The 13,402-nt window shown below is 72.5% G+C and carries 10 protein-coding genes, 1 tRNA gene and 2 pseudogenes; 5 read left to right on the top strand and 8 right to left on the bottom strand.

Annotated elements, in window-relative coordinates; translation table 11 throughout:
• The first annotated feature begins 172 nt into the window (after positions 1-172).
• Positions 173-1,939 (top strand): S8 family peptidase, encoded by a 1,767-nt coding sequence (locus tag E2E34_RS22160; protein WP_138903662.1) that lies wholly within the window; start codon positions 173-175, stop codon positions 1,937-1,939.
• Between the two features lie 237 nt (positions 1,940-2,176).
• Here the strand turns inward: E2E34_RS22160 and E2E34_RS22155 are convergent.
• Positions 2,177-2,250: transfer RNA gene (locus E2E34_RS22155), tRNA-Met, on the bottom strand.
• A 168-nt stretch (positions 2,251-2,418) separates the two neighbouring features.
• Between E2E34_RS22155 and E2E34_RS22150 the strand changes: the two genes are divergently transcribed.
• Together E2E34_RS22150 and E2E34_RS37505 are read left to right on the top strand one after the other, a co-directional pair.
• Positions 2,419-3,105 carry an acetoacetate decarboxylase family protein gene (locus E2E34_RS22150; RefSeq protein ID WP_138903661.1) on the top strand — a complete coding sequence of 229 codons (687 nt, stop codon included), beginning with the start codon at positions 2,419-2,421 and terminating at the stop codon, positions 3,103-3,105.
• A gap of 62 nt (positions 3,106-3,167) precedes the next feature.
• Positions 3,168-3,725, top strand: a pseudogene (locus E2E34_RS37505) (alpha/beta fold hydrolase); the annotation flags it as partial.
• A gap of 92 nt (positions 3,726-3,817) precedes the next feature.
• Here E2E34_RS37505 and E2E34_RS22140 read toward each other — a convergent pair.
• From E2E34_RS22140 to E2E34_RS22125, 4 genes are all read right to left on the bottom strand, one after another.
• A complete protein-coding gene (locus E2E34_RS22140; protein ID WP_138903660.1) occupies positions 3,818-4,429 on the bottom strand; it encodes a serine/threonine kinase C-terminal domain-containing protein in 612 nt (203 codons plus the stop codon).
• A 386-nt stretch (positions 4,430-4,815) separates the two neighbouring features.
• Positions 4,816-6,606, bottom strand: a complete 1,791-nt coding sequence (locus E2E34_RS22135; RefSeq protein WP_244315972.1) for an AbeC-like domain-containing protein — start codon at positions 6,604-6,606, stop codon at positions 4,816-4,818.
• 169 nt (positions 6,607-6,775) lie between these two features.
• A complete protein-coding gene (locus E2E34_RS22130; protein ID WP_244315971.1) occupies positions 6,776-7,441 on the bottom strand; it encodes an NUDIX domain-containing protein in 666 nt (221 codons plus the stop codon).
• Positions 7,435-7,722 (bottom strand): hypothetical protein, encoded by a 288-nt coding sequence (locus E2E34_RS22125; protein WP_138903659.1) that lies wholly within the window; start codon positions 7,720-7,722, stop codon positions 7,435-7,437. Before E2E34_RS22125 ends, E2E34_RS22130 begins: the two co-directional genes overlap by 7 nt.
• Before the next feature lie 250 nt (positions 7,723-7,972).
• On the opposite strand from E2E34_RS22125, the gene lipP1 reads away from it, so the two are divergent.
• Positions 7,973-8,941 carry a LipP1 family hormone-sensitive lipase gene (gene lipP1 / locus E2E34_RS22120; protein WP_244315969.1) on the top strand — a complete coding sequence of 323 codons (969 nt, stop codon included), beginning with the start codon at positions 7,973-7,975 and terminating at the stop codon, positions 8,939-8,941.
• A gap of 264 nt (positions 8,942-9,205) precedes the next feature.
• Here the strand turns inward: lipP1 and E2E34_RS22115 are convergent, their stop codons facing one another.
• From E2E34_RS22115 to E2E34_RS22105, 3 genes are all read right to left on the bottom strand, one after another.
• On the bottom strand, positions 9,206-10,927 hold the full coding sequence (locus tag E2E34_RS22115) for an alpha/beta fold hydrolase (protein WP_208765305.1): 1,722 nt from the start codon (positions 10,925-10,927) through the stop codon (positions 9,206-9,208).
• 77 nt (positions 10,928-11,004) lie between these two features.
• A complete protein-coding gene (locus tag E2E34_RS22110) occupies positions 11,005-11,571 on the bottom strand; it encodes a TetR/AcrR family transcriptional regulator (protein WP_138903658.1) in 567 nt (188 codons plus the stop codon).
• Between the two features lie 156 nt (positions 11,572-11,727).
• A complete protein-coding gene (locus E2E34_RS22105; protein WP_208765304.1) occupies positions 11,728-12,606 on the bottom strand; it encodes a C1 family peptidase in 879 nt (292 codons plus the stop codon).
• A 442-nt stretch (positions 12,607-13,048) separates the two neighbouring features.
• Here E2E34_RS22105 and E2E34_RS36605 point away from each other — a divergent pair.
• A pseudogene (locus E2E34_RS36605) lies at positions 13,049-13,402 on the top strand (hypothetical protein); the annotation flags it as partial.

Here is a 13,402-nt window from a genome sequence, read left to right as displayed (position 1 = left end):
ACTTGAGGCCCACCCGCCGGCACCCACCCACCGAAACCCTCGCCCCGCGTCCCGCGCAGTGCAAGGGATTCCCCTCTTACTCCGCGGCCGGAGTGTCTGACATGTTGCGTCCACCCCCTACACGTTTTCGTCCCCGGCGGCCCCATCGGCGTGCTGGGACTCGGAGGACGCATTGAGACGTCACATATTCAGCCGGCTCCAGGCCCCCGCGGTCGCCGCCGTCGCCCTCGGAGCCACCCTGGCACTCGCGGCTCCCACCGCGGCCGTCGCGGCACAGCCGCAGGCATCCACCGCCGCCTGGGCCGCCGGTACGCGCGCCCACCTGGTGATCACCGCCCCCGGGGACACCAGCGCCGTACGGACGGCCGTCGCGGGCAACGGCGGCACGGTCTTCGCCTCGTACGACGCGATCGGCGTGATCGTCGCCCACTCGGCCTCGACCGGCTTCGCCTCGGCCATGCGGAGCGTCGCCGGAGTGCAGCAGGTCGGCGCGACCCGCACCTCGGACGTTCCGGCCGACGCGTACAACCCCGCGCTCCCGGCGAACCCGACGCAGTCGTCCACCACCCTCGCGGAGAGCCTGACCCGCTGGGACATGACCCAGATCAAGGCGGACCAGGCCTGGTCCGTGACGACCGGCTCCGCGTCGGTCAAGGTCGGCGTACTCGACACGGGCGTGGACGATCAGCACCAGGACATCGCCCCCAACTTCAACGCCGCCGACTCCGTCTCGTGCGCCTACGGCAAGGCGGACACGCGCGCCGGAGCCTGGCGTGACGTCGGTACGCACGGCACGCACGTCGCCGGCACGATCGCGGCCGCCAAGAACAGCAAGGGCGTCGTCGGGGTGGCGCCCGGGGTCAAGGTCTCCTCGGTCCGCATCGCCGAGCCGGGCAGCAGCCTCTTCTTCGCCGAGAACACGATCTGCGGCTTCATGTGGGCCGGTGACCACGGCTTCAAGGTCACCAACAACAGCTACTACACCGACCCGTGGCAGTTCAACTGCCCGGACAACGCCGACCAGGCCGCCATCATCGAGGGCGTCAAGCGCGCTCAGGAGTACGCGGAGCGCAAGGGTTCGCTCCAGGTCGCCGCGGCGGGCAACTCCAACCTCGACCTGGCGAACAAGACGGTCGACACGGAGAGCCCGAACGACTCCACGCCTGTCAGGCGGACCATCACCAACGCCTGCCTCGACATCCCGACCGAGCTGCCGGGCGTCGTGACCGTCGCCGCCATGGGCAAGGGCAACGTGAAGGCGTCGTACTCCAACTTCGGCAACGGCGTCATCGACATCGCCGCCCCGGGCGGTGACGGTACGTCAGGTGTCTACTCCACCCTGCCGGGCGGCAAGTACGGCAACATGAACGGCACGTCGATGGCCTCCCCGCACGTCGCGGGAGTCGCCGCGCTCATGGCGAGCGTCGACCCGACCGCCACGCCGGCCGACCTCCGCTCCAAGCTGGGCGTCCAGGCGAACGACACCGCCTGCCCGTCGGACAGCCGGTGCACGGGTACGACCACCAAGAACGGCTTCTTCGGCGAGGGCCAGACCGACGCGCTGAAGGCCGTCGGCAGCACGCCGCCCACCCCGGGCTCGTACTTCGAGACCACCGCGGACGTCACGATCGCGGACAGCGCGACCGTCGACAGCCCCCTCACCGTCTCGGGCGTCACCGACAACGCGCCGGCCACCCTCAAGGTGGGCGTGGACATCAAGCACACCTACCGCGGTGACCTGGTCGTCTCCCTCGTCGCGCCGGACGGGACCGTGTACCTCCTGGAGGACTTCGCCAACAGCGACGGCACGGACAACGTGGCCAAGACGTACACCGTCAACGCCTCCTCCGAAGCCGCCAACGGCACCTGGAAGCTGCGTGTCCGCGACATCGCGTCCCAGGACACCGGCAGGATCGACGCCTGGAACCTGACCTTCTGATCCCACCACCCGCATCCGGCGCCACGCACCGTTGCGCGCCCCGCACACCGGGGCGCGCGGCGGTGTTCCCGGGAGCGGTGGGCCGACAGGCCCCGTGCGGTGCCGATCGACACCACGGCGGTACGGTACGACGCCACCGCGAGGACGGGCTCCGCGCCGCAGCCCGTCCCCGGGCCCACGACCAGGCCCGGACATGCTTCCGGCCCCCTCGATGATCATCGAGGGGGCCGGATTCAGTAGCGGGGACAGGATTTGAACCTGCGACCTCTGGGTTATGAGCCCAGCGAGCTACCGAGCTGCTCCACCCCGCGTCGGTGACACCCACTGTACGGCACGGGCCGTCCGCCTCATCCCGCGCCCGCGCCACCCGGGCGCGGAGCGGAACCGCGACCGCGGGTGGGCAGGGGACCTACAGTCGGAAGCGCGGATACGCCGCCTCCGCCACTCCCGGCCCCGGCCTCGATCTGTGAAGAGGGATCATGCCCGCAGATTTCCCACCCGAGCCGTGGCTGCTGCGGGGCGACATGTACGCCTCCCTGTGGTGGCTGCCTGTCCGTTCCCTGCCCCGGTGGCCGCTGCCTTCCGAGGTGCGGCCGCTGGTGGTCGCGGGTCGCTGCGTGCTGGTCACCTTCTGGGTGGACTACCAGCCCGGGGGCACCCTGACCTACCGCGAACTACTGGTCGCGCTCGTGGTGCGCCACCGGCGGTCCGTCGCGGGAACGGCGGTCGCCGTGTGGGTCGACGACGAGCGGTCCCTGGCCGGCGGACGGGCCCTGTGGGGCATCCCGAAGGAGCTCGGCTCGCTGACCGTCGCTCCGGCACGGTCCGCCGGGCGGAAGGCAGGCCAGGTCCGGCTCGGGCTCTCGACCGGCAGCCCTGGGCACGACACCGCAGGGGTGCGTGGCGTCTACCGCGACCTGGTGCGGCTGCCCGGCAGGATCCGGGTGCGCGGCCGGCTCGTCCAGCGGCACGACCCGGGCGAGCCGCGCCAGGTGCCACTGCGGGTCACGGGTTCCCCCGCCCTGGGACGTGTACGGCTCGCGGCGGCCGGCGCGGGGCCGTTGGCTGTCATCAACGGCCGCCGCCCGTTCCTCACCGTGTCGCTGCGCGATTTCCGTTTCGCCGTCGGCCGTACCGGCCGGGCCGACGGCGAAACGGACACGTGACCGTCGATGCCCGGCCCCGGACCATGACCTCGCAGCCGCCGTGGTGCCTCCGGGTCCCCGCCCCGGGCGGGCACGGCGGCGATCCGGCGGACGCGTTCGACGTGGTCGTACCCGACATGCCGGGTTACGGGTACTCCGCCCGGCCCACCGGACGGCCCCTCGACTCCATCGCCGTCGCCGACCTGCGGGCGGAGCTCATGGACCCTTTTCGGGTACACCCGGTTCGGCGCCGTGGGCGGTGACCTCGGCAGCCATGTGAGCCGCCACCTGGCGCTCGACCACCCCGAGCGGGTCGTGGCGTCCACCGCACCGACGCAGGCGTACCCGTCTTCACCGGCGACCCGGCGGACCCCTCACCGAGGAGCGCACGTGGCTCGCGCACACGCGAACGCCGCGATCCCGCCCGCGCAGCACTCCCGCCGGGTCGAGGTGCCGTCCGGCTTCTCGCTCTTCCCCGGCGACGTCGTCCGGCCACCACGGGCGTGGTGCGAGCGCACCGCCAACGTCGTGCGCGTCACCGAGCCCGCACGTGGCGGGCACTCGCGCCGTGCGAGGAGCCCGAGCTCTACGCGGAGGAGTTGCGCGCGTTCTTCCGCCCGTACCGGACGCCTCCGAGCTGACGTGCCGGCCGTGCGGACCGACACGACAGGCCCCGCCCAGCCCCTCCGGACCCCCGCTCAGGCAGTACGAGATGACGCTCCGCCTGCGCTGTTCAGGGGGAGGGGGACGGCGAGGACGAGGGCACGTAGAACGTCGAGAGCAGCGTGTCCATGACCGCGCGCTGGCGGGGCCAGTCGACGCTCGGGCCCGCCGCCTGGACTTCGTACGTCGTGGCGTTGGGGGCGGTGAAGACCCGGTAGAGGCCGCGCCGCCGGGTCCCGTCCGAGGTGTCGTACTCGAAGTCGACCTCGGCCGCCGCCTTGCTCCCTTCGCCGACCTGCGTGATCGACTTCTCGACGTATCCGGACCACACCGACCCCACTGCGCGCGAGAACGCCCGTGCCGTCTCGATGTTGCTCATCAGTCCGCTCGTGCGGCCGACTTCCACGAACGAGCCGAAGTCCCGTGCTTCGTGGACGTACGTGGCGCCTCTGAGGCGCGGCGACCAGTCCGTGGGGACGGCCATGTCCGCCCCGTCGGGGCCGTCGGCGAGGCGGTAGCCGCCGGGCGGGAGGGTCGGACGCACGGTGGGGAAAGCGGTCGGGGAACTGTCGCCGGCTCCGCCGGACGCCTCGTCACCGCCCGGTACGAGCCACAGCGCGGCGACGGCGGTCAGCAGCGCCGCGCAGCCGAGCACCACCACCCGGCGCGCCAACGGGGTCACCGGCGCGCGCAGTCCTGTCCGAGCGCCGATGGGAGGCAGGGGCGGCTGCCGGGGGACGGGCGGCGGAGTCAGCGGCCGCCGAGCACCGCGGGGGCCGGCCCCCGGGCCGGGCTCGCCGCCGCCCGCACCCGACGGCGGTGCCGGTGCCGTCGGCGATGACGGCGAGGAGGCCGGGGCCTCGGCCTCGGCGCCGGTTCCGGACGGCGGACCAGAAGCGCTCGCCGAGGCAGTGGCCGGGTCGTGGAACTCCCAGCGCTGGGCCCCCGCGTTCCACCGGGCCGCCTGGGGAGCCACGTCAGCCTCCCCGTACGGCGTCGGCCCGGGCGGTGACCGCGCTGCCGGCCGGGGCCGGCGGGCGGGCGGCACACCGGGTGGGCCGGCGCCGGTCAGGTCTTCGCACGCTTGGGCTCCTTCTCTCCGCCGGCCGCGCCGGTCGAGGCGCTGACGGTGTTGCTGTCACCGATGCCGACCGCGCTGTTGTGCACCGACTGGATGTACACCGCGCCCTGCCCGAGGGTCACGGCCTTCTGCTCGAACTCGGCGGTCTGCCAGCCGGCTTCGTACAGCGCGAGCTGCACGCCGCGGGCCACCCGGTCCTGAACGGTCTTGAGATAACGGTCGACGTCCATCGCCTGGAAGAGCGAGGCGTCCGGGTCCGCGCCCAGCTCCCGCACGGCGGCCTCGGGCCCGGTCGGCCGCGCCCGGCCGGACACGGCGGTCACCGCGCGCCAGCCGCTGACCAGGCCGCGCGCGAGCGCCGCCACTGCCACCACCAGTGCCTGCGGCGCGTCCGCCAGGGCGCGGAGCGACAGGGCGACGGCATTGTCCCGGCCGAAGCACCGGGCGGTGTCGTCCGCCTCCTGGAAGCTCCGGCGTACGGGCCGCAGCACATGCGGGGCGACCTCCAGCATCAGCATGCCGCCCTGCGTGTGCACCCGTACGAAGACGGTGACGACGATGTCCTCGTCCCAGCCGCCGACCCGGATCCGCAGAAAGTGCCGGCGCTTCTCGCCGCCCTCCTCGACGGCGCCCGCCCGGTGCTGCTCGAACTCGTCGGCGTCGACCGGCACGTCCTCCCGCCGGCGCAGGCCCTTGACGGGAAGGAACACGCACTCGTCGACGACGAGTTCGCGCAGGCGGTCCAGCACCGCGGCCGCGACCTGCGGGGTGCCGTGCGCAGACGGCACCCGCAACGCCTCCACCAGCGGCAGGACGCGCCGCAGGATCTCCTCGTTGCCGACGGCGTGGGGCCCCTCGGGACCGATGTCGGTGCGGGGCCTGAGCTCGACCGACAGGTGCCAGGGGCGGAAGGGCATGCCCGCGCCGCAGAACGGGTTGGCCGTCGCGTACATCACCACCGGCCAGTGCTGCTCGCCGCGGATGAGCTCCCGCACGAGACGCAGACGCGGACCGGGGGAACGCTCGGCCGGATCCCGCGCGAGGTCCGCGTAGTGCTCCGGGGACAGCGGTCCCGACATGGTCCGGGCCGTCCGTTCGTGCCGCAGACCGACGAGCACCGCGAGCACCAGGAGCAGGCCGAGGCTCACATAGGGCGACTGGAGCCAGGTGTCGTCGCCCGGGTCGAAGTAGAGCTTGTACTGCCATTCCAGCGGCAGCAGCCGGAACTGGAGGTCGAGTGTCTGGACGGTCCAGTGGACGGACTCGACGAACCAGCTGTCGAGCAGGCTCTCCTTCGCCCGGATCAGCGGCGCCATGGCCGTCGTCAGCAGAAGAGAGCCCATGAGCAGGCGCGCGTACAACTGGAGCAGTCTGGCCGGGGCGCGCAGCACCGGAGCACCGCGCGTGGCCCTGACGGCACAGGCCGCCGCGCTGAGCAGCAGACAGGGCAGCAGAAAGCGGGTGGGGAACCAGCCGCCCGTCGCCCACGCGGCTGTCACCCACACCGCCACCACGGCCGCCGACCACGCCAGTTCACCGCGCCGGGCGCGCAGCGCGTGCCCGAGGACCCGGGCCGCGTCGATGCCATAGCTCGGAGCCGTGACGCGCTCGTCGTGCACGTACAACTCGTCGATGACCCGGTCCCGGAAGCGCGGGTCGAGATACGTTCCGGCGCACAGCAGCCGGCCCGCCTCACTGACGGCGGGGTCGACGGGCGCCTTGCCGAGCAGCCGCGGGTCCGGGGTGGCCGACTGGGGAGGAACCGCCGTCTGGCTCATCCGGGTGATGGTAGGGGCGGGTGGGGCGCCGGTACAGCCGTAAACGCGCCAGAGCGGCGGGAGTTCGTGGGGCTTACGACGTACGCCTGAGGCACCCGCTCTGACGGGGGGTGGGATTGCGGCCGCCGTCCGCCCCCCGCCTGGCGGTGACGGTGCCACTGCGGTGGTACTACGCCTCAGCCGGCGGCCCGGGGGCCTCGTCGCCCTGCTCCCCCCAGTCCCAGCTGTCGAAGTACGCGGCCACGCCGGTGCGGCGGGCCCGCATCACCGCTTCCAGGCGCGCGAAGTCCTGCGACGGCATGAGTGGCTCCCACTCCGCGAGGGACAGGACGCGCACCTCGTCGTGCTCGGCCGGGTCGAGGACGATGGCCTGGATCTGCGCATCGGTGAGCCGGCCGCCGTCGAAGACGAGCCCCATCGTGCTGTACGGCCACTCCGTTCCGGGCAGTCCGTACACCGCTGCCAGCAGCCTCGGCGGGCCGTCCACCACGATGCCGGTCTCTTCGTGGCACTCCCGCACCGCCGTCTGCCACGGCCGCTCACCGAGCTCCATCGTGCCACCGGCCATCTGCCAGGGGTGAGAGCTGGAGTAGGTGGCCCGCAGCTGGACGGGCCGGTCGTGCTCGTCGGTGAAGTGGACGCAGGCGAAGCCGGTGGCCTTCATCACGGTCTCGGCGTACTGCTCGGGCGGCAGCCAGCAGCCGGCGGACGCGTCGCCGCGCCGCCCCGGGCGGGCCTGCGCGGACTCGGTGGGAATCTCCGGCCCGCTCCTCTTCTCTTCTTCACACGTCGTCGGTGTGGGCGGGGCGGCGTGGGCGTCGGGTCGGTTCACCATGGGCCTCCGTGATCGCGAGTGGGTGGGCCGGCGAGTCGCCAGGAAGGGCGCCCGCAATGCGCGGTCGCCCGCCGAGTGCCGCCCGGGTCGATGGTCAGCCGGTATCCGCCGGGCTCGTCGGCAGCGCGCCACCGGGCGGCGACGTCCTGGATCTCGCCCCAGGTGTCACGCGGCCGGGAGCCGGTCACCACCGACCGCCCGTGCTCGTCGGGCTGCCCGATCAGGCGCCGTCGGCGTTCGAATCCGAACGGCTGGTGCACGGGGGCGCGTACCGCATTCATCGTGTCCTCCGTCTGGGCCCCTGGGTGGCACCGGTGCTCTGGGAACGCGCCCGATTCGAGGCCCGTCACGGCTATTTCGGGGGCAGGTGTGCACGCATGTGCTATTCCGGTCGCTCGGGCACGAAGGCTGCGGCTCTCGCGCTTCAAACTCGTTCGATGAGGCCGGGGCCACTCGATCGAGGGATTGCCGACGCGGCCGGCCTCTGCGGGGCGCCTGCGGCCCAACGGGCGGCGGACGTACGGTGATGCGATGGGAGAGACGATGCATCTTGATCCGCAGTTTCAGGCCGTGTACGACGAGCGGGCCGCTCAAGGCGCCAAGCCCCTGTACGAGATGACACTCGACGAAGCCAGGGCAGCCGACCTGGCCGCCGTCCAGGCGGACGCGGGAAGGCCCGAGCCCGTGCGCGAGGTGTTCGACGAATCGATACCGGGCCCCGGCGGCACCCTGTCTGTCCGCGTCTACCGGCCCGCCGGCCAAGGGCCCCTCCCCGTACTGGTCTACTTCTTCGGCGGTGGCTGGACACTGGGGAGCATCGAGACGAGCGACGCGATCTGCCGGAGCCTCGCCAACGCGGCCGGCTGCCTCACCGTCGCGGTGGGATACCGGCTGGCGCCGGAGCACAAGTTCCCCGCCGCGCTTTACGACTGCTTCGCCGGCCTGCGCTGGACCGCCGAGCACGCCGCACGCCTGGGCGGTGACGCCTCGCGCATCGCCGTCGGGGGCGACAGCGCCGGTGGCAACCTCGCCGCCGCCACGACCCTCATGGCGCGGGACGCGGACGGCCCCGCCATCCGTGCCCAACTGCTCGTCTACCCCAACACGGACTACCTCGCCGACACCCCGTCCCGCCACGAGAACACCGATCCTCTGCTGTTCAACAACAAGTCCGTGCAGTGGTACTGGGACAACTACCTGACCTCCCCCGACGACGGGCAGAACCCCCTCGTGTCCCCGCTGCGCGCGCCCTCCCACGCCGGGTTGCCCCAGGCTCTGGTCATCACCGCCGAGTACGACCCGCTGCGCGACGAGGGCGAGCAGTACGCGCAACGCCTGCGCGACAGCGGTGTCCCGGTGGAGTCCACCCGTTACCCGGGAGTGGCGCACGGCTTCTTCGCCATGGGGGGCGTGCTCGACGCGGGCGGCCGCGCCCTGGACCAAGCAGCGGCGTACCTGCGCGCCGCCTTCGCCGGAGACGGCGCCGCGCACCGGGTCTGACGACTCCCCGCCCCGCGTGCCGCACGCGGTGGAGGAACGCGGCCCAGACGCTGAGCACGCCGATGCAGGTCAGTGTGACGCCGAAGCGGGGAGGATGTCAGCCTGGCCGAGTGGCGGACAGTACGAGCCAGGCTGGGGGAGAAGTCGCCGCATTCAGGCGGGCGGTACGAGCGCGGCTGGGGGAGAGGCCGCCGCACTCCCCGAGCCGCGCCGGCCCGACCGACGCGGGCGGCCGTCCCCACTGTGCGCCCGGACGGCCCACCGTCACGGCTGCTGCGTTCCCGCCGCGTGCAGGAGGATGCGGGCCACCTCCTCGGGGTGGGTGAGCTGCGGGTAGTGCCCGGCCCCCGCGACCGTGAGGTGGTGCGCATCGGTGTGGGCCAGGGGGTCGGACGCGCCGGCCACCAGGGTGACGGGCACCGTGACGTCAGCCAGTTCCCGTCGCAGCGCGCCGTCGTCGCGACGGGCCGCGCGCAGGGCCGCCACGGTGCGCCGAGCGGTCCCCGGGCGGTGCAGTGCCGCCGCCGCACTGTCGAGGGCGGGTCCGGCGGGCGCACCGACGTGGGTGGCGAGCCGGGCGGCCGGCATCCGGCGCAGGGCCACCGGGGCGAAGAGGTCGCGCACGATTCGGCGCGGAGCGTCCTGGAGGAAGGCGGGAGCCACCAGTACGAGCCCGCTGATCCGGTCCGGATGGCGCCGGGCGTAGCGCACGGCGGGCCCGCAGGCCAGGGAGTGTGCCGTGAGGAGAGGGCGGCTCGTCACCGGCTCCAGCAGTTCCGCGAGCCAGCGTTCCCGAGCGGCGCCGGTCGGGCTCGAGCGGCCGAGCCCGGGGAGGTCGGCGGCGAGCGTACGGCTGCCCAGGCGTGCGCTCACCGGGCCCCACGACTCCGTGTCCAGCGGCAGACCGTGCAGCAGCACATGCGCGGGCGCCGCCCGGTCCCCGACCACCCAGGTGCGGCTGCCCGCGATCCCGTGGAAGCCGTGCGGAGCCGCCGGTGCGCCGGCCCTCCCGAACCGGGTGGCGACGAGATGGTCGGCCCAGTCACGCAGCGCCTCCTCGACCGGTGGCGCCGCGATGCCGTGGGAGCGGGCGAAGGCTTCGGCCGGGCCGGTGGGGTAGCGGTCGGTCGACAGGAAGGAGAGCGTCTCGGGGTCGGCGCCGGTCAGTGCCCGGGGCAGTCGCCGCAGCAGCGGTACGGGGAGGTGGCGGCGGGGGGCGCGTACTCCGGTGTGCTCGGCGATGCTCCGCAGCAGAGCGGGGAGTTCGGGGGTCCTGTCGTCGAGGATCCAGTAGTCCCGGCCGGTGGCATCCGGGTCCTCGGGCAGGAGGGCGAGGAACCGGGTCAAGTGGTCGAGGGTCACGACCGGCAGGAAGGTGCGGGCGCTGCCGGGGACGGCGGGCAGCCGCCCGTGCCACAGGTCTTCCACCATCGGGGCCAGCCCGATGTACTGGCCGGGGCCTATCACGGCGCCCGGGTTCGCGACGGTGAGGGGTACGCCCAGCGCGGCGGCGCGGCGGCGCACCGCCGTGTCGCCCTCCTGCTTGGACGCCTCGTACGCGCCCAGCCGGTCGTGGTCGACGTCACCGCTCGCGCTGCTCACGCGGTAGCCGCTGATGTGCACCAGGCGGCGCGGGGCCCGCAGTTCCGCGGTCCACTCGACGACGTGGACCGCTCCGGTGACGTTCACGGCCCGCGCCTCGGCGGGATCGAGCCCGAAGGCGTAGCGGGCCGCGCAGTTGAACACGTCGCGGACGGCGGGCAGCTCGCCCGGCGGCAGGTCGAGTCCGGGGCGGGTGATGTCGGCGGCGACGACGGTCAGGGCGCCGGTGTCCACGCCCGTACCGGCCAGCGCTGCGATCAGTGGCTCCGCCGGGCCGCGTACGGCGGCGGCCACCTGCCGTCCGCGACGGAGGAGTTCGGCGACGAGGGCGCGTCCGATGAAGCCGGAGGCGCCGAGGACCAGGGTGTCGGCGGACGAGGGCACGACCTTCTCGCTTTCAGTAGACCGATCTATATATTCTTGAGCGCTGAAGAAGCCCACCCGTGGGTGGGCCGGAGGAGTCAGACCAGCTGGGCGAGCGCATGAGCCGCCCGGTCGAGGGGGGTGCGGCTGCGGTGAGCCCTCGCCAGTACCAACGCACCCTCGATCAGGGCGAGAACGGCCGTGGCGGCGGACTGGGGCGAGGGGTGGCCGTCGGCTTCGAACCGATCGGCGAGGGCGCCCTCCCAGGACGCGTACACCTCGGAACAGGCCCGCTGCAGCGCGGTGTTGCCGGCCGCCATCTCCAGGGCGACGGTTGTCACAGGGCACCCCTGGCGCCAGCCGGACGCCTCCAGGCGGTCCCCGAGAACCTTCAGGAGTGCGGCGAGCATGTCCGCCGTACCGCCCTCTTCGAAGTCCTGATGCAGGCCGGTGAGGAGCGCGGAGATCTCCTGGCCGCCCTGGCGGACGGCCTCCTCGATCAACTGGTCCTTGCCGTCGGGGAAGTGGAAGTACAGCGACCCCTTGGGGGCGCCGCTCGCGGCGACGACCTGGTTCAGTCCGGCGTTGTAGTACCCACCAGCCTCGATGAGGCGCTGAGTGGCGTTCAGGAGTTTGCCGCGGGTCTCCTCCCCCTTCTGTCCCATGCCTGAAAAATAGACCGGTCTTCCTATTTTTGCAAGGGTGGTGACGCTCCGCGCCGGCGCGTCCGCGCCTCTCCGTGGCGGGACCGGGTCGCCTTCAGGTGCGGGGCGGCAGTTGGGGCCAGCCCCGTCACGCGGACCTCGATGGGCGCGACCGGGTCAGGCGTCGAACACGCCCGTTTCCAGGTACTCGGCGCTCACGAGGACCCAGAAGTCCTCGGCCAGCGAATCAAGGACGTACTGGTAGGGCAGGTAGCCGTATCCCGAGTCTCCCCATCCGGGGCCCCAGGAATTGCGGATGACGAATGCCCCACTGGTGGTGCTGCCGTCGATCGGGTTGGTCACCACGCGGCTGTCGTCGAAGCCGACCACGACCACCGCGTGCCCGCCCGCCACGTTCTCGTGCGGCGTCGGGAAGGGGATGTCGCCGTTGTCGGCCTGGAAGATGCTGCCGTAGACCGTGAAGCCGAACATCGGCGGGAGCCCGGCGTACACGTGCGACTTGATGTCGTGGAGGAGTTCGCCGGGGGGCCGACTGGGTGTGTCGAGCCGGTAGTACTGCAGGGCCTGGAACTGCTCGGCGAACGAGTAGCAGAACGCCGACGGTTCCGCGTCGAACTGGAGGGTGTCGTACGGCCAGTACCTTTCCGGAGGTGTCCCGAAAAGCCTCAGCGCTCCCATGGTCGTACGCAGATAGGCTCCCGTGTCACCCGTCCACTGCAGGAGATTGCGGGTGGCTTTGTAGAGGAACATCCGTGAGACCGGGATGTACTTCTGTGCGGCGCGCAGCTGGAAGTATTCAACGATGCCGGCTGCGGCGTTGGCGGTGCACGATCCGATCTCCTCTTGGTCCACCACAGGGGAGCAGTGCGGCCGCAGGTCATGCTTCTGCGGCAGGGTCGGTGCTTTCAGGGCGCCTGTCCTCGCGACCAGGCTCGCGATGCCGTTGGTTTCTTCCGTGTAGTCCCGGATGTCTGGGCGGTCGGGCAACCATCCCATTCCCGTGCCCGGACCGCTGGTGTGCTGGATGACGTTCATTGGACACTTCCCGTGGAGCACGGCTCGGATATCCTCGCGCGGCTCTTTTCTTGTGGGCGTTCCGGAGGTTCGCTTACCAGTCTTCTACGCATTGCGGCAGTTGCAAGTTCGGGACAACGGGGGATAATTGCTCCGCTCACACTGCGTCAGCGATACGCGCGTCAACTGTTGAACGCTCCACTGGCGCTGGTGACGGTCTGGGATCAATTCGACGGCAGGGCCCGGCAACGGTGGCTCAACGGTGACGGATGGTTGCCTTGCGGCGGAGCGCGCCAAGGGGCGAACGACACGCGCCGGCCTGGGAGTCACTGTCAGTCGTGGCCGCGGAAGTGGAATCCCTGCCCTGGGTCCCGCCACCGCCCCCTTGTTCCCGCCCAGTCCCCTCGTCCCGTGCGAACGCCCGCCGTGCCGGTCGTACCCCTGGCGCGGTCAGGCCGTGGTGGTGAGGCCAGGACCCTCCGGCTCCGCGACCCGACGGTGCTGCGGCAGAAGGAACGGTGTCGCCCGCATCGCACGCGGCGCCCGGCCCACCCCGGACGGGCAGGCGTTCCTCCCGCACGCCCGCGAGGTCCTGCGGGCCGTGGAGCGGGCGGCCGCCTCGGTACGCCCCGGTGAGCGCGCGCTGCGCGTGGACGTGCTCGGCCGGCGCATCGCCCCGGCCCTCGCCCTGCGCGGCTACCGGCGCGTCCACGGCGACCGGACGACCGTGCAGACGGTCGACCTGCTCGCGGAGAACCTGGCGGACTACCGGGCGCTCGTGCACCGGGTGGACGCCTCAGGGCTGCCCCGGCTGCTG

It is taken from the genome of Streptomyces albidochromogenes, from assembly GCF_005981925.1.
Lineage (GTDB): Bacteria > Actinomycetota > Actinomycetes > Streptomycetales > Streptomycetaceae > Streptomyces > Streptomyces albidochromogenes.
The sequence above is the reverse complement of the archived record's forward strand: the minus strand, read 5'-3'. Positions and strand labels throughout refer to the sequence as shown.

Bases quoted from the DNA above. Each gene is read 5' to 3' on its own strand.
- E2E34_RS22135 (WP_244315972.1), bottom strand. From the start codon at position 6,606: ATGAGCCAGACGGCGGTTCCTCCCCAGTCGGCCACCCCGGACCCGCGG.
- E2E34_RS22150 (WP_138903661.1), top strand. From the start codon at position 2,419: ATGCCCGCAGATTTCCCACCCGAGCCGTGGCTGCTGCGGGGCGACATG.
- E2E34_RS22105 (WP_208765304.1), bottom strand. From the start codon at position 12,606: ATGAACGTCATCCAGCACACCAGCGGTCCGGGCACGGGAATGGGATGG.
- E2E34_RS22130 (WP_244315971.1), bottom strand. From the start codon at position 7,441: ATGGTGAACCGACCCGACGCCCACGCCGCCCCGCCCACACCGACGACG.
- lipP1 (WP_244315969.1), top strand. From the start codon at position 7,973: ATGGGAGAGACGATGCATCTTGATCCGCAGTTTCAGGCCGTGTACGAC.
- E2E34_RS22110 (WP_138903658.1), bottom strand. From the start codon at position 11,571: ATGGGACAGAAGGGGGAGGAGACCCGCGGCAAACTCCTGAACGCCACT.
- E2E34_RS22125 (WP_138903659.1), bottom strand. From the start codon at position 7,722: ATGAATGCGGTACGCGCCCCCGTGCACCAGCCGTTCGGATTCGAACGC.